General features: G+C 71.3%; 13 protein-coding genes and 2 pseudogenes. 2 read left to right on the top strand and 13 right to left on the bottom strand.

Annotated features, from left to right (window positions below; all coding sequences use genetic code 11):
• Nucleotides 1–129 precede the first annotated feature (129 nt).
• From LMU33_RS04600 to LMU33_RS04590, 3 genes are read right to left on the bottom strand one after another with little or no spacing between them, the layout of a single operon-like run.
• Complete coding sequence (locus LMU33_RS04600; RefSeq protein WP_228617554.1) at nucleotides 130–1,392, bottom strand: cytochrome P450 family protein; 1,263 nt, start codon at nucleotides 1,390–1,392, stop codon at nucleotides 130–132.
• Nucleotides 1,393–1,403: 11 nt separating this feature from the next.
• Nucleotides 1,404–3,230: an asparagine synthase (glutamine-hydrolyzing) gene (asnB, locus tag LMU33_RS04595; protein ID WP_228617552.1), complete on the bottom strand. Its 1,827-nt coding sequence runs from the start codon at nucleotides 3,228–3,230 to the stop codon at nucleotides 1,404–1,406.
• 16 nt (nucleotides 3,231–3,246) lie between these two features.
• The gene (locus LMU33_RS04590) at nucleotides 3,247–4,665 is read right to left on the bottom strand and encodes an MFS transporter (protein WP_228617551.1); all 1,419 of its coding nucleotides are present in this window, start codon (nucleotides 4,663–4,665) and stop codon (nucleotides 3,247–3,249) included.
• Between the two features lie 290 nt (nucleotides 4,666–4,955).
• On the opposite strand from LMU33_RS04590, the gene LMU33_RS04585 reads away from it, so the two are divergent.
• Complete coding sequence (locus LMU33_RS04585) at nucleotides 4,956–5,171, top strand: heavy-metal-associated domain-containing protein (protein ID WP_228617549.1); 216 nt, start codon at nucleotides 4,956–4,958, stop codon at nucleotides 5,169–5,171.
• A 57-nt stretch (nucleotides 5,172–5,228) separates the two neighbouring features.
• On the opposite strand, the gene LMU33_RS04580 is transcribed toward LMU33_RS04585, so the two are convergent.
• The 10 genes and pseudogenes from LMU33_RS04580 to LMU33_RS04535 form a co-directional block, all read right to left on the bottom strand.
• Nucleotides 5,229–6,044: an ABC transporter ATP-binding protein gene (locus tag LMU33_RS04580; protein WP_228617547.1), complete on the bottom strand. Its 816-nt coding sequence runs from the start codon at nucleotides 6,042–6,044 to the stop codon at nucleotides 5,229–5,231.
• Nucleotides 6,041–7,111 carry a FecCD family ABC transporter permease gene (locus tag LMU33_RS04575; RefSeq protein WP_228617545.1) on the bottom strand — a complete coding sequence of 357 codons (1,071 nt, stop codon included), beginning with the start codon at nucleotides 7,109–7,111 and terminating at the stop codon, nucleotides 6,041–6,043. Before LMU33_RS04575 ends, LMU33_RS04580 begins: the two co-directional genes overlap by 4 nt.
• 2 nt (nucleotides 7,112–7,113) lie before the next feature.
• On the bottom strand, nucleotides 7,114–8,193 hold the full coding sequence (locus tag LMU33_RS04570; protein WP_228617543.1) for an ABC transporter substrate-binding protein: 1,080 nt from the start codon (nucleotides 8,191–8,193) through the stop codon (nucleotides 7,114–7,116).
• A gap of 193 nt (nucleotides 8,194–8,386) precedes the next feature.
• Nucleotides 8,387–8,653 (bottom strand): annotated as a pseudogene (locus LMU33_RS04565) (sigma factor-like helix-turn-helix DNA-binding protein); the annotation flags it as partial.
• An 8-nt stretch (nucleotides 8,654–8,661) separates the two neighbouring features.
• Nucleotides 8,662–8,967: pseudogene (locus LMU33_RS04560) on the bottom strand (hypothetical protein); the annotation flags it as partial.
• Between the two features lie 216 nt (nucleotides 8,968–9,183).
• Entirely contained in the window at nucleotides 9,184–9,705 is a 522-nt protein-coding gene (locus LMU33_RS04555; RefSeq protein WP_228617541.1) for a copper chaperone PCu(A)C, read from the bottom strand.
• Nucleotides 9,702–11,957 (bottom strand): heavy metal translocating P-type ATPase, encoded by a 2,256-nt coding sequence (locus LMU33_RS04550; RefSeq protein ID WP_228617540.1) that lies wholly within the window; start codon nucleotides 11,955–11,957, stop codon nucleotides 9,702–9,704. The genes LMU33_RS04555 and LMU33_RS04550 overlap by 4 nt, the downstream gene beginning before the upstream one ends.
• Nucleotides 11,957–12,199, bottom strand: coding sequence for a hypothetical protein (locus tag LMU33_RS04545; protein ID WP_228617538.1), 243 nt, complete (start codon nucleotides 12,197–12,199; stop codon nucleotides 11,957–11,959). The genes LMU33_RS04550 and LMU33_RS04545 overlap by 1 nt, the downstream gene beginning before the upstream one ends.
• Nucleotides 12,200–12,401: 202 nt before the next feature.
• Nucleotides 12,402–13,142 carry a YcnI family copper-binding membrane protein gene (locus LMU33_RS04540; RefSeq protein WP_228617536.1) on the bottom strand — a complete coding sequence of 247 codons (741 nt, stop codon included), beginning with the start codon at nucleotides 13,140–13,142 and terminating at the stop codon, nucleotides 12,402–12,404.
• Between the two features lie 39 nt (nucleotides 13,143–13,181).
• Nucleotides 13,182–13,781 (bottom strand): hypothetical protein, encoded by a 600-nt coding sequence (locus LMU33_RS04535; RefSeq protein ID WP_228617534.1) that lies wholly within the window; start codon nucleotides 13,779–13,781, stop codon nucleotides 13,182–13,184.
• A gap of 351 nt (nucleotides 13,782–14,132) precedes the next feature.
• On the opposite strand from LMU33_RS04535, the gene LMU33_RS04530 reads away from it, so the two are divergent.
• On the top strand, nucleotides 14,133–14,342 hold the full coding sequence (locus LMU33_RS04530; RefSeq protein WP_228617533.1) for a hypothetical protein: 210 nt from the start codon (nucleotides 14,133–14,135) through the stop codon (nucleotides 14,340–14,342).
• Nucleotides 14,343–14,403 lie beyond the last annotated feature (61 nt).

Here is a 14,403-nt window from a genome sequence, read left to right as displayed (position 1 = left end):
TGGAGTACGAGGGCATGTCGACATGGCGCCGTGGCGGGAATGCACGCCAGGCGCCAGTGGTCAGCGGGTGTGGGTCAGCCGAGGCCGGTCCGGCCGGTGTGGCCGGACACGGTCAGCGTTACGTCGGTGTCAGAGGCGTCGGTCGTAGCCGACGGGCAGGCTGTTGGTGCCGCGACCGAGGACGGCGGGGATCCACTCGATGTCCTCGGCCTTGATGGCGAGATGCAGGCCGGGCAGCCGGGTGAGCAGGGTGCCCAGGGCGATCTGGAGTTCGGCGCGGGCGAGGGCGGCGCCGGGGCAGAAGTGGATGCCGTGGCCGAAGGCGAGGTGGGGGTTGGGGGTGCGGTCGAGGTCGAGGGTGTCGGGGGCGGGGAAGCGCCGCGGGTCGCGGTTGGCGGCGCACAGGGACACGATCACGGAGTCGCCGGCCGGGACCTTCGTGCCGTACAGGTCGCTGTCCTTGTCGAAGAAGCGCCAAGTGGTCAGTTCGAAGGCACTGTCGTAACGGAGGAGTTCCTCGACCGCGCGTGGCAGCAGGTCCGGTTCGTCGCGGAGCCGGGCCAGTTGGTCCGGGTTGCGGAAGAGGGCGATCAGGGCCGTGGTGATCTGGTTGGTGACCGGTTCCTGGCCGGCGACGAGGAGCTGGAAGATCATCGAGTCCAGCTCTTCCTGGGACAGTTCGCGGCGGTCGCGTGCCACGACGAGGCGGCTGAGCAGGTCGTCGTCCCAGTGTTCGCGCTTGTGGGCGACGACGTCGGCGATGTAGCTCTGCAGGCCGTGCAGACGCGCCTCGTACAGCGGGCGTCCGGGGTCGGTGGGGCCGACCGGCTGGACGACCTTGCCCCAGTCGCGGTCGAAGCGAGCCGCCAAATCCTGTGGAAGCCCGATGACGTCGGCGAGGACCTGGAAGGGGAAGTGGGCGGCGAAGCCGGTGACGAGGTCGGCGGGGCCGGTTTCGGGCATGGTGTCGATCAGCGCATCCGCCAGTTCTTGGAAGCGGGGGCGCAGGCTCTCGATCCGGCGTGGGGTGAAGGCGTCGGTGACGAAGTGCCGCATGCGCGTGTGCTTGGGCGGGTCCTGGTGGAGGAGGTGGACCTGGAGCTGGGAGTGCTGCGGCTCGGGCATGATCGAGGCCCGGGCGCGCCAGCGGTCGTTGCCGCGGTCGTGGTTCTTGCCCAGCCGCTCGTCGTTCAGCGCGGCGTGGGCGGCGTCGTAGCCGGTGACGAGCCAGGCGTGCACACCGCTGGGGAAGAGGACGCGGTGGACCGGGCCGGCCTCGCGCATCTGCTCGTACAGGGGGTAGGGGTCGGCCTTGTAGGGGCAGCCCATCAGCGGGACCGGGTCGGGCAGGATGTCCGGATCGGTGCCGGGCATCGGTTCCTGGAGGGTCATGCGGAGGCTCCTCAGAGGGCGAGTTCGGGGCGATGGTGGTCCAGCCACAGGGCGAGGTCGACGACGCGTTCGAGGCGCAGGCGGTGGCCCCACTCCAGCCGGTCGGGCGGCGTGTCGAGGCAGGGCTTGATCCGGGTCTTGTCGGCCAGCGCGCGGACCTGTTCGATGGCGAGCGCGTCGCGAGCCATCGCCTGCAGGCCGCGGTTGTAGTCGGGGTGGTGGGTCGCCGGGTAGTGGTTCTTGGGCCGGTACAGCACCGAGTCCGGGGCAAGGCCGGTGCCGACAGCGCGCAACAGACTCTTCTCCCGGCCGTCGAAGCTCTTCAGCGCCCAGGGCGTGGAGAAGGCGTACTCAACGAGCCGGTGGTCGCAGTACGGCACGCGCACCTCCAGCCCCTGGGCCATGCTCAGCCGGTCCTTGCGGTGCAGGAGCTGGCGCAGCCAGCGGGTGAGGGACAGGTGCTGCATCTCGCGCTGCCGGTGCTCGGCGGGACTCTCACCGTCCAGGTGCGGTACGGCGGCCAACGCGCTGCGGTAGGTGTCGTCACGGAATTCGCCGATGCGCAGGTCGAGTTCGGGGTTGAGCGGCATCGCGGCCTCGTCGCCCGTCACCAGCAGCCAGGGGAAGGTCTCGGCCGCCAGAGCCTTCGGATTGTGGAACCACGGATAGCCGCCAAACACCTCGTCGGCCGCCTCGCCGGACAGGGCGACGGTGGAGTGCCGCCGTATCTCGCCGAACAGCAGATAGAGAGAGGTGTCCATGTCGCCCACCCCGATCGGCGAGTCCCGGGCCACGACGACCGCCTTGCGGTGCTCGGGGTCGAGCAGGGCTCGCGGGTCGAGGACGACGGTGCTGTGGTCGCTGCCGATGAAGGCGCCGGCCTCGGTGGCGTACGGGGTGTCGTGGCCGGTGCGCAGGACGTCGCCCGTGAACTGATCCGCCTGGTCGCTGTAGTCGACGGCGTACGAGCGGATCCTCGCCTCCGTCCCCTCCCGCAGTCGTAGTTCGTCGGCGAGCAGCGCGGTCAGGACGGTGGAGTCGATGCCGCCGGAGAGCAGGCTGCACAGCGGGACGTCGGCCTCCAGTTGGCTGCGGGACGCCGCGCCGACCAGCGCACGGATCTGCTCCACCGTCGTTTCCCGGTCGTCGGCGTGGTCCCTGGCCTCGAGCTGCCAGTAGCGGCGTTCGCGGATGCCGTCGCGGTCCAGGACGAGCAGCCCGCCGGGTTCGACCTCCCGTACCCCGGACCAGACGGTCGGCCCGGTGTTGAACAGCAGGCTGTACGCCTCCCGCAGCCCGTCGGCGTCCACGCGGGGCTGGATCTCGGGGTGGGCGAACAGGGCCTTGGGTTCGGAGGCGAAGGCCAGGCCGCCGTCGACGGCGGCCCAGAACAGCGGCTTCACGCCGAGCCGGTCACGCACCAGCAGCAGCCGTTGCGCCCGCTCGTCCCAGGCGGCGAAGGCGAACATGCCCTCCAGGTGCTCGGCCACTGCCTCGCCCCATTCGGCGAAGGCCCGCAGTACCACCTCGGTGTCGCTGCGCGTGCGGAACACATGGCCCCGGCCACGCAGCTCGGCCCGGAGTGCGTGGTGGTTGTAGACCTCGCCGCTGTAGGTGAGCACGATGTCCGGCTGCTCGGGGCGATCGGGCATCGGCTGTACGCCACCCTCGAGGTCGATGACGGCCAGGCGGCGATGACCGATCGCTGCGCGTTCGCCGAGCCAGATACCTCCGGCGTCGGGGCCGCGGGGCGTGAGGGTGGCGGTCATGGCCTCGATGACCGGGGCCTGGGTGCGGGCGTCGTGGTGGAAGCTCGCCCAGCCGGTGATTCCGCACATACGGGTGACTCCTTGGTCAACGATGGGCGGCGGAAGCCGCGTCGGTGGTCTTCTCCGGCCCAGCGGCCGGGCGTCGGGCGGGAAGTGCCAGCAGAGGTACGGCGAGGCAAGCGGCGGTGGCGGCCACGGCGAGTCCGGCGTGCACGCCGTTGGCAGCTCCGGCAAAGCCCCAGGCGGCGGTGGCCAGGGCTGGGCCCAGGGTGAAGCCGAGGCTGCGGGCGAGCTGGACGGTCGAGCCGACGGTCGCGGTCCGCTCCGGCGGGGCGGCACCCATGACCAGGGCCTGGGTCGGGCCGCCGTTCAGTCCCATGCCGATGCCGGCCAGCGCCAGCCGCCAGGCGACGTCCAGCGGTGGCCAGTCGCCGCCCAGCGGAACGAGGAGGACCAGGCCGGCGGCGGTGAGCGCGGCGCCGGTGACCGCTGTCGGGCGGGCGCCATACCGGTCGGCGAGGCGTCCGCCCAGCGGTCCGGCCAGGCCCATACCGAGCGGGAAGGCGAGCACGGTGAGCCCGGTGGTCGTGGCGCTGACGCCGTCGTCGCGCTGGAGGTTCAGGGCGACGACGTAGTGCATGGCGGCGAAGCCGGCCGCCAGCGCCAGTACCGCCCCGTGTGCCCGGAACAGTCCCGCGACACCCAGCACGCCGGTCACCGGACGGCCGCCCGGACCACGCAGCCACCACCACAACGGCGGGACTGCTGCGAGCGCGAGTACCAGCCACGCCGGATGGCCCGAGGCCAGGGTCAGCGCCAGCAGCAGCGCCGCCACACCGGCGGCCACCAGGAGAGCGTCTGCTGCCGAGCGCCGATCGGGCCGGCGCAGGGCGCCGTCCGGCGGCATCGCGCGCCAGGCCACCACCAGGGCGAGGACACAGAAGGGGATCTTGACGAGGAAGACGGCGTGCCAGCCCAGATGGTCCAGGAGCAGCCCGCCCACGGCCGGCCCGGTCACCGCCCCCAGCGGGCCCAGGGTCGCGGGCACGCTCATCGCCCGCCCTCGCTTTTCGGGCCGTACGGAGCGGAGCGCGAGGACCGGCATCAGTACGAACAGCGCCGCGCCGAACGCGCCCTGCGCAATGCGGGCGGCGATCAGCCAGGCGGCCCAGGGAGCGGCGGCCGCCAGCGCGCTGCACATGGCGAAGCCGGCGGTCGCGGCGAGTACGGCGGAGCGCATCCCCACGCCGTCCAGCCAGCGTCCGACGGGCAACAGCAGTGCGACGACGGAAAGCTGGTATCCGAGCACGGCCCACTGAGCGGTCGGAGCCGAGACGTGTAGGCCATCGGCGATGTCCGCGAGCGCCACGTTGACGATGTTCATGTCGAGCATCGCCACGAACGAGAGCATGCCCGCCACGGCCACCAGCAGCCAGCGGTCCTCGCCGGCAGAGCCGTCGGGTATGTGCCCGGGCTGTTCCGAACCGGGTCTGTGGTCTGTCACCTTTCCGCCCCTCACCTTCGTGGGCGGGCTGCCGGAAGGCAGCCTCGTCCCACATGTCGGGAGGGATCGCACGTGAGTTCCCGGACCTGTCCCAAAAAATGTGGCGGGAGGGCTGGAAGTAGCCCCGTCGGCCAGTTGAGCCCCACGAGGAGCATCGGAATCAGCTTGCTCACGGCGGAACTTCAGGCTCCGCTCATCCGACTACTGAGGTGACGGCGACGGCTTGAACATCCGCGTTCGCGCGACCGTACGTCACGCCGAACCCCCCATAAGCTTCCAGGAGTTGCGCCATGGCCCAGAAGCAGTACCACGTCACCGGAATGAGCTGCGAGCACTGCGCGGCGAGCATCAGGGAAGAGGTCTCCGAGGTACCCGGGGTGAGCGAGGTCGTGGTCGACCTCTCCGCCAACGCCGTCACCGTGCACGGCACGGACCTCGACGACGAACGGCTGCGCGCCGCGATCGTCGAGGCCGGTTACGGCGTCACGGACTCGGTGGCCGCCTGACCGGAACCCGGAGAGCAGGAAGGACGGCACCACCCCCGCCGTCCTTCCCCACCGTGTTCACGCGCCGGTGTGCGTCTCCACTGCCACAGCCGGCTCCGCGTCGGCGGGTGCCCGGTGGTCGAAGGCGATCAAGGGATCCCCGGTGAGGGGGTGGTCGACCACGGCCGCCCGCACCCCGAAGACCTCCGCCAGCAGGGCGGGCGTGAGGACCTCGCGCGGCGGGCCGGAGGCGACGACGGATCCGGCGTGCAGCACGTGGAGGCGGTCGCAGACGGAGGCAGCCGCGTTGAGGTCGTGCAGCGACACCAGCGTGGTACGGCGCTGGGCGCGCAGCAGGGCGAGAAGTTCGACCTGGTGGCGGATGTCGAGGTGGTTGGTCGGTTCGTCGAGGACCAGGACGTCGGGGTCCTGGGCGAAGGCCCTGGCGAGCAGGACGCGTTGGCGTTCCCCTCCGGACAGGGCTGTGAACCGGCGCCCCGCCTGTTCGTCCATGCCGACGTCGGCCAAGGCGCGGGCGACGATGTCCCGGTCGGCGGCGTCCTCACCGGAGAAGGCTCGTTTGTAGGGGGTTCGGCCCATGCCGACGACCTCGCGCACGGTCAGCTCGAAGTCGCTCCCCCGCTCCTGCGGGAGCGCGGCCACGTGCCGCGCCGACTCGACCGGGCTCAGCTCGCGCAGGTCGGTACCGGCCAGAAATACTCGCCCGGCGGTGGGCTTCAGGTGCCGGTAGACGGTGCGCAGGAGCGTGGACTTGCCGCTGCCGTTGGGCCCGACCAGGCCGGTGATCTCGCCCTCGGCGGCGATCAGGTGTGCACCCGCGACGACCGTACGGCCGGCGTAGGCGACGTGCAGGTCCTCGATGTCGATCCTCAACTGCCGCTCCCCAGGCGCCGGTCCAGCAGATACAGCAGGGCCGGAGCCCCGAGCAGCGAAGTGACCACGCCCACCGGCAGCTCCTGCGTGTCCATGGCCGTACGGCAGACGATGTCGACCACCACCAGCAGCACCGCCCCGAACAGAGCCGAGACCGGCAACAGGCGCCGGTGGTCACCGCCGACGACCAGGCGGCAGACGTGCGGCACCATCAGGGCGACGAAGGCGATCGCGCCGGAGACGGCGACCAGGACGCCGGTCAGCACGCTGGTGACGGTGAACAGTTCGCGGCGCAGCCGGGTGACGTCGATGCCGAGACCGGCCGCGGTCTCGTCGCCCATCAGCAGGGCGTTCAGGCCCCGGGCGCGCGCCTGCAGCCACAGCAGAGCGACGGGCACGGCGACGGCGGGGACCGCGAGCATCTGCCAGTTCGCTCCGCTGAGGCTGCCCATGAGCCAGAACAGCACGCTGTGGGTCTGCTGCTCGTCCCCGGCCTGCAACACCAGGTAGCTGGTGAAGCCGGACAGGAACTGGCCGATCGCCACTCCGGCCAGCACCAGTCGCAGCGGTGCGAAGCCCCCGCCGCGCCGGGCCACCGCCCACACCAGCGCGAAGGTGGCCAGCGCACCGGCGAAGGCCGCGCCGGACAGGCCCAGGCCGAGAGCCCCGCCCGCCCCGGCACCGAGCACGATCGCGGCGACCGCCCCGAGGGAGGCACCGTTGGAGATCCCCAGCAGGTACGGGTCCGCCAGCGGGTTGCGCACCAGCGCCTGTACGGCCGTACCGACGAGACCGAGTCCGGCGCCGACCAGAGCGGCGAGCAGGGCGCGCGGAACGCGAAGTTGCCAGATGATCAGGTCGTTCGTGCCGGGCCGCGGCGCCTCACCGGACAGTCTTCGCCGCACCACGCCCCACACCTCGCCGGGCGGGATCGACGTCGAGCCCCAGGCCACCGCGGCCGTCAGCGCGGCCAGCAACACCACTGCGAGGACCACCGCCAGTGGTGTCGCGGGCAGACTGCACTCTTCCGAAGCTGAGGCTTTTGGGCGCTCCAGCGTGGAGGTCATGGTCAGCCGACCTTGCCCGGGTAGAGGGCCTTGGCGATCTCCTCGACCGTATCGGCGTTCTCGACTCCCGCGATGGTCGTCTGCTCGGAGCCGACGCGCAGGAGGTGGCCTTCCTCCACTGCCTTGAGGCCCTTGGTCGCCGGATTGGACTTCAGCCACTGCTCGGCCTCGTCGAACGCCTTCTTGTTCGCCGCCTCGCTGCCCCGGTCGCGGACCCCCAGCTGGATCCAGTCCGGGTTCTTGGCGATCACGTCCTCCCAGCCGACCTGCTTGTAGTCGCCGTCGCAGTCGGCGAAGACGTTGCGGGCGCCGGCCAGGGTGATCACCGCGTTGGCGACCTGGCGGTTGCAGGTGACGGAGGGCTGCTTGGTGCCGGCGTCGTAGTCGAAGAAGAAGTACGTCGGCCGCTTGTTCTCCGCCGTACCTCCGACCGCCTTCCGGACAGCGCCGATCTTCTCCTTCATCCCGGCGACGAGTTCCTTCGCCCGCGCGCTGGTGCCGGTGACCGCGCCGAGAGAGGTGATGTCGGCCTCCACCGCGGACAGGTCGGTCACCGGGCTCTTGCTCTGTGCCGCGCACGCGGTGGACTTCAGGTAGATGTGCTTGATCCCGGCGGCCTTGAACTCCTCCGCCGTGGGCGCATCCCCCATTCCTCCGCCGCCCATGCTGCCCATGGAGGTGAAGGTGTCGATGTACAGGTCGGCGCCGGAGCCGAGCAGTTTCTCCTTGGGGATGACGCTCTGGCTGAGCACCTTCACCTTCTGCGCCTGCGCGTCGAGCGTGCCGGGCAAGGTGCCCTTGCCCGGCGGGAAGCCGGTGCCGATCACCTTGTCGCCGGCGCCGAGGCGCAGCAGCAGTTCGAGGCTGGAGGCGTTGCTGGTGACGATCTTCTTCGGAGCGGCTGCGAACGTGGTCTTGGCGCCCATGCAGTCGGTGACGGACACCGGGTAGGCGCCCGAGACGGTGTCCTCGGCCTTCCCCGCGCCCTCGCTCCCCGTGCTCTTCTCCCCGCCGCCGCAGCCCGCCGCCAGCAGGCCGCCGAGCACAACGGCCGCCGCAGAGCCCCACACACGAGAACGCATCGAACAACTCCCGGATCCACTCGGTACGCGGGCGAACCTCCGTCACCCGCTCCAGAAGTCGGAGCGAACGCCACGCGAGTTCCCGTGAGTTCCCGGAAAGTTGGCGACGCGAAGCAGGAGAACCGTTCCCAGATGCTGACGAGGGTGTCGGTGCCGGGGTTTTCCCGGTCGGCACCGACACCCTCCCTGAGCATCAGGCCGCCGGCACGACGGGCCTCTCCGCCTCATCGAGCAGATCCATCAGGGTCGCCCGGGCGCGGGCCACGCGGGAGCGGACCGTGCCGACCGGGCAGTCGCTGACCTCGGCGGCCTCCGCATAGGGCAAGCCCAGCAGCTGCGTGAGGATGAACGCCTCCCGCCGGTCATCGGGCAGCGAAGCCAGCAGATCGAGCAGTGCGATGCCGTCGTCGAAACCGGGCAGATCGCACGACTGAGCCAGCTCAATGGCCGCACACCAGTTGCCGGCGCCATGCCCATGGAGCCCATGCCGCTCACGTCCACCGGGGCCGAACCGCCGGATGCCGACTGCGCGTAGGAGAACGCCTCGTGCAGCCCGGCCTGGGCGGCGACCACGGCCGTCACGATCAACGGCAGCCCGCGCTCACGCCCCGCCAGACACCAGCCGCCGGCACCGGTCACGGCCCCGCCCGCGGCCAGCGCCCACGCGGGCACGTCGGCGCCGGACATCAGGACGTGGCCCAGGGCGGCGAGTAGCACGCACATGGCCGCGAACACCGCGGCCCGTACCGTGCGAGCACACCACCCTGCTGTCATGGCGCCTCATCCTCGCATCCGGGCTTCGGCCGTCATGCGTGGGTACGGAAATCCACCGGGCACCACACTCACTACCCAGCCTGTGATCCAGACCACGACGCCACGCCGGAACTGACGAGGGTTCCTACCCGACATCTTTCTGGGAAGCACTTTCAGGCCGCGGATTTCCTGCAACAGCAAAACCGTCAGGGCCGAACTGCCCCCGGAGGCAGCTGATCAGGAGACTCCGTCGCCGGAGCGGATCACCACCGTGATCGTCCTGACCGGTGCGCTGCGCTCGAAGTGCAGCGTGAACGGCACCAGGTCACCCGCCTGCCACCCCGCCCGCGCCCGCAGGGTCAGGTCCATGCCCTGCGGAGACATGGACAGCTCACCACCGGCAGGGACGGTCACCGAGTTCACGTCGGCCTTGTACGCGGCCCCACTGTCGGTGGTGCGGTGACGGCTCAGGGTGATCTCTCCGCGCGTGTCGGTGGACGTCACCTTCACCAGCCGGTCGTCCGCGCCGCCGAGGTTGGAGACGTCGAAGAACGCCGCGGTCTCCGTACTGCCGCCGTAGGGCAGGAACACCCGCCCGGACGTGACGGCGATCCGCGCCGGGCTGCCCGCCTTCCCGGCTCCGACCCAGGTGGTCAGGCCGCCCAGGGCGAGACTGCACGCGGCCACGGGCACGGCCGCGGCGAGCAGTGTGTCGGTCAGCCGGCGGCGCGACGGCCGCCAGGGGTTCTGCTCGGTCATCGGGTACGCCTCCGGGCGGGCGTGGGCTGCCAGGCGCGCAGCCGCAGGCTGTTGCCGACCACCAGCAGCGAGCTCGCCGACATGGCAGCCGCGGCGAGCATCGGGTTGAGCAGGCCGACCATGGCGAGCGGCACGGTGACGACGTTGTAGCCGAACGCCCACACCAGGTTGGAGCGGATGGTGCCCAGCGTGCGCCGGGCCAGCCGGACCGCATCCGCGAGGGCCTCGATGTCGCCGCGCACCAGCGTCACGTCGGCCGCCCCGATGGCCACGTCGGTACCGCTGCCCATGGCGATGCCGAGGTCGGCACCGGCGAGGGCGGCGGCGTCGTTGACACCGTCGCCGATCACCGCGACCCGGTAGCCCTGCTCCTGCAAGTCCCGTACGAGGTCGGCCTTGCCCTCGGGGGTGCAGCGGGCGTGCACCTCGTCGATGCCCAGGGCCGACGCCACGGCCTGCGCGGGCGCTTCCCGGTCACCTGTGGCGAGCACCGGTCGGACGCCGAGCCGCCGCAGGCGGTCCACGGCACGGTAGCTTCCGGGGCGTACGACGTCCCCTACCTCGATCAGGGCCTCGGCCACCCCGTCGACGCGGACCAGGACGGGTGTGTGGGCGGCGGCCTCGGCCCTGGACATGGCGTCCGCGAGGGTCGTGGGCAAGTCATCGTCCGGCACGAGGACTTCGACCAGACGGCCTTCGCCCCGTCCGCGCACGCCCTGCCCCGGTGTGGCGCCGAACTCGGTCACGTCCGGCGGCGGCTGTCCCTGCGCGGCCCGCCCGGCATACGCGGCGATGGCTCGGCCCAGCGGGTGCTCCGAGCCCCGCTCGACCGCGCCCGCCAGCCGCAACACCGCCTCCTTCCCGAGCCCGCCGGGCACGGCGGTCACCCGGGCGACGCTCATATGGCCGGACGTGAGGGTGCCGGTCTTGTCCAATACGACCGCGTCGATGTGCTGCAGCCCCTCCAGAGCCTGCGGTCCACTGACCAGAACGCCCAGCTGAGCGCCCCGGCCGGTCGCGGCCATCAGCGCGGTCGGGGTCGCCAGGCCGAGTGCGCAGGGACAGGCGACGACGAGGACCGCCACGCACGCGGTGACGGCCGCCTGCGGATCGGCTCCCGCACCGAGCCAGAAGCCGAGCGCCGTGACGGCCAGCGCCAGCACGACGGGTACGAAGACACCGGCCACCGAATCGGCCAGCCGCTGCGCCCGCGCCTTGCCCGCCTGCGCCTCGGTGACCAGGCGGGTGATCCGGGCGAGCTGGGTGTCGGCGCCGACTGCGGTGGCCCGGACGAGCAACAGGCCGCCGGCGTTGACGGCCCCGCCGGCCACGGCCGAACCCGTACCCACTTCAACCGGCTCGCTCTCACCGGTGACCAGGGACAGGTCCACGGCCGAGGCGCCCTCCACGACCTCGCCGTCGGTGGCGACCCTCTCTCCGGGCCGTACGACGAAGACCTGTCCGGCACCCAACTGCTCGATGGGAACCAGCCGTTCGGTGCCGTCCTCGCGTACGGAGACTTCCTTGGCAGCGAGCTGGGCGAGCGACCTCAGCGCCGCCCCCGTCCCGCGCCGGGCCCGCGCTTCCAGGAAACGGCCGGCCAGGACGAACAGCGGTACGCCCACAGCCGCTTCGAGGTAGATGTGCGCGGCGCCCTCCGAGGCCGAGGGCACGAGGGTGAACGGCATCCGCATCCCTGGCTCACCGGCACCGCCGAGAAAGAGCGCGTACGCCGACCAGGAGAAAGAGGCCACCACCCCCAGCGACACCAGGGTGTCCATGGTCGCCGCCGAGTGCCGCAGCCCGCGCACCGCCCGCACATGGAACGGCCAGGCTCCCCACACCGCGACGGGCGCCGCGAGCATGAAGCACAGCCACTGCCAGTTCCGGAACTGAAGACCGGGCACCATCGACAGCACCAGCACCGGCAGCGCGAGCAGCGCGGTGATCACCAGCCGGTCGCGCTCCTGCCGGGCGCCCTCGCCCTCGGCGGCGTCCCCGCGCTTCTGCTTCTTGGGCGGCTCGGGCAGGGCAGCCGTATAGCCCGCCTTCTCGACGGCCGCGACGAGTTCCGCCGGACTGATCTCCGCCGGATGACTCACCCGGGCCCGCCCGGTGGCCAGATTGACGGTCGCCGTGACCCCGTCCAGCTTGCCGAGCTTCTTCTCGACCCGCCTCACGCAGGCAGCACAGGTCATACCGCCGACGGTCAGGTCGGTCGTGACGAGGGTGCCCACGGGTTCCGCTCCCATCAGTGGCCTCCCCCGTGCATGTCACCCATGTCGTCCGTGCCTCCGCCTGCACTGCCGTCGCCGCCAGGCCGTACGCCGGTGCCGTGCATACCGGGAGCGACGGGTCCGGCGGCGGAACCGACGGCGTAGGACACCGCGAACATCAGCGCCAGCAGGAGAAGGAACCCGCACAGGGCAGGGGGTGGGACCAGCTTCCGCAGTACCGCACCCGCGTTGGAGGAGGATTGCCGGGATTCGTCCATCAACCGCGTCTCCGATCACGTCGTACGGCGCCGGTCGGATCGAGCCGTACCGCTTCAGGAGTCGGGCCACCGGACGCCCGAGTTCCGGAGCACACCTATGGCGCACATCACATAACCAACAACCGTGCTCTGGCGTCGCGCGTCGAAAGACGGGTGCCCTGCCGACGGTTTCCGGGTTCCGGCTGTCGGCAGGGCACCTGCGCTATTCGGCCCGGGATCCCGTGGAGCGGCCGCGCAGGACGGCGAACACAGCCGCTGTCAGGCCCAGCACGCCCACGACCAGCCCGCCGACGCCGAGGCCCCGGGCGGTCGAGTCGCTGCTCGAAGCGGTCGACTTGGCGATCGCGGAGCTCTTCGAGTTCGCCGGCGAGGCGGTCGAGGTGCTGCCGCTCTCGTCCGCGCCCTTGGCGGTGAGCTTGAGCACGGGCGCCGGGTTCTCCGGCTCCTGGCCGCCCTGTGCCTCCTCGATCCAGCGGACGATCTTGCCGTCGGAGTACGTCTGCAAGGTCTTGAAGGTCAGCTGGTCGGTGTCATCGGGCAGCTGCCCGAAGGCCACGTTGAAGTCCTCGTACTGACCCGGCGCGATCTTTCCGCCGCTGAAGGTGATCTCGGAGGCGGCGTCGGTGATGGTGCCGTCGTCGGTCTTGACGGGCGTCTTGAGCTTGGTGTTGGTGACCTGGGCGGTCCAGCCGTCCTGCGGGTGGACCAGCACGCCGAGCACGGGGTGGTCGGTAGGCAGGAAGACCTGGACCTTGGTGGTGGAGGCCGTGTCCTCCTCGTTCGGGACACGGAAGGTCAGCACGCCGTCGGTGGCGCCCTTGGCATAGCTGTCGGGGTGGACGGTGACGTGCGCCGAGGCCACGCCCGCGGCAGCGAGAAGTCCGGCGGCGGTCAGGGCCGTGACGGCGCCGGCGCGGCGCAGGATGGTGCGGGTCCTGGACATGAGATGAGGGATCTCCGTACGGAAGAAGGGATGTCGGGTTCAGATCGCGTACGACAGCGCGTACGACATCCCGGGCGGCGGCCCTCGTCGGTGAACGGCGTACCTCAGCCGCACCTGCCGCAACGCCCACGGCTCACCGGCGGCCCGACGCACCAGCCCTGGACCGGCCGGTGCGCTCCACGCACCGCCGGCCACCTGCCACCAGGCGGCAAGCCCCGGCACGAACGCGACCGCCCACCGCAGCAGTGACCACAGTGCCACCTCACCGCGCCGCAGCCACCAGGTCAGCAGCAGGGCCGCCCCGGCATGCGCGGCGGTGGCGTGCGGTGTCAGTGCATGGGGTGCTTGGACCATCCGCATGCCGTGCATGACCATCGCGGCGTGATGGGGCTCGGCGGCGTGGAAGACCATGTGCAACCCGCCCTGGGCGGCCAGAGTCCCCGTGCCGATGGCGGCCAGCGACCGCTCACGGCCACCCAGCAGACAGCCGACCGCGAAGACCGGCACGAACCCAGCGGCCTGCACCCACACCGGCGGCGCCATGCCGGTGGCCATGGCATGCCCTCCGGCAGCGAGCAGCACGCACAGCACGGCGAACACCGCCGCGCGCACGCTCCGCACAGCCAGGGACACACTCACGGCACATGATGCTGCCACGCGCCCAAAGGATCTCTCCCCCGGCCCAGGCACACGCATCACCGCCCACGGACTCATACCTGGTCGACCTGCCTCCTCCTTACAAGTCGGACGGGGGTGCCGTTCAGTTCCCAGCCACCTTGGCGAAATCGAAGCACCGGTAGCGCTCCAAGGAGCACGGGCGCACACCCGCCGCCTCCGCGCCCCCTGCACACGACGGGGTCGCGCATCCTCCGCATCCGCGCCGGGTATCCCCGGGGCAGTCCCCAGCGGCCACCCACCGGTGCGTCCGTTCCATCAGTTCCGTCCGGACACCGGAGTGCCGCAAACCCCATGCCACGGAGGTGGATCAGCATGACCGACACGAGCGGGCTTGAACCCGTCGCCACGTTCTGCGGCGAGTGCGACTGCGGCTGTCCCCAGCTGTTCGTCGACCCGGCCGCCCCCACCGACCGCCGCATCGTCCTGACCGACGACTTCGGTCAGCAGGTCCAGATGAGCGCCGACCAGTTCTCCTCGATCGTCGCCGACGCCAAGGCAGGCAAGCTGGACGGCATCGCCTGACCGACCGCCGCAGGCAACGCGAAGGCGGCCCGCACGGGCGACTCCCTGCTCCCGTCGCTGC

It is taken from the genome of Streptomyces barringtoniae (assembly GCF_020819595.1).
Taxonomy (GTDB): Bacteria; Actinomycetota; Actinomycetes; order Streptomycetales; family Streptomycetaceae; genus Streptomyces; species Streptomyces barringtoniae.
This window is presented reverse-complemented; position numbering and strand designations above follow the sequence as displayed.

Bases quoted from the DNA above. Each gene is read 5' to 3' on its own strand.
- LMU33_RS04575 (WP_228617545.1), bottom strand. From the start codon at position 7,111: ATGACCTCCACGCTGGAGCGCCCAAAAGCCTCAGCTTCGGAAGAGTGC.
- LMU33_RS04585 (WP_228617549.1), top strand. From the start codon at position 4,956: ATGGCCCAGAAGCAGTACCACGTCACCGGAATGAGCTGCGAGCACTGC.
- LMU33_RS04540 (WP_228617536.1), bottom strand. From the start codon at position 13,142: ATGTCCAGGACCCGCACCATCCTGCGCCGCGCCGGCGCCGTCACGGCC.
- LMU33_RS04530 (WP_228617533.1), top strand. From the start codon at position 14,133: ATGACCGACACGAGCGGGCTTGAACCCGTCGCCACGTTCTGCGGCGAG.
- LMU33_RS04570 (WP_228617543.1), bottom strand. From the start codon at position 8,193: ATGCGTTCTCGTGTGTGGGGCTCTGCGGCGGCCGTTGTGCTCGGCGGC.
- LMU33_RS04600 (WP_228617554.1), bottom strand. From the start codon at position 1,392: ATGACCCTCCAGGAACCGATGCCCGGCACCGATCCGGACATCCTGCCC.
- LMU33_RS04550 (WP_228617540.1), bottom strand. From the start codon at position 11,957: ATGGGAGCGGAACCCGTGGGCACCCTCGTCACGACCGACCTGACCGTC.
- LMU33_RS04545 (WP_228617538.1), bottom strand. From the start codon at position 12,199: ATGGACGAATCCCGGCAATCCTCCTCCAACGCGGGTGCGGTACTGCGG.
- asnB (WP_228617552.1), bottom strand. From the start codon at position 3,230: ATGTGCGGAATCACCGGCTGGGCGAGCTTCCACCACGACGCCCGCACC.
- LMU33_RS04555 (WP_228617541.1), bottom strand. From the start codon at position 9,705: ATGACCGAGCAGAACCCCTGGCGGCCGTCGCGCCGCCGGCTGACCGAC.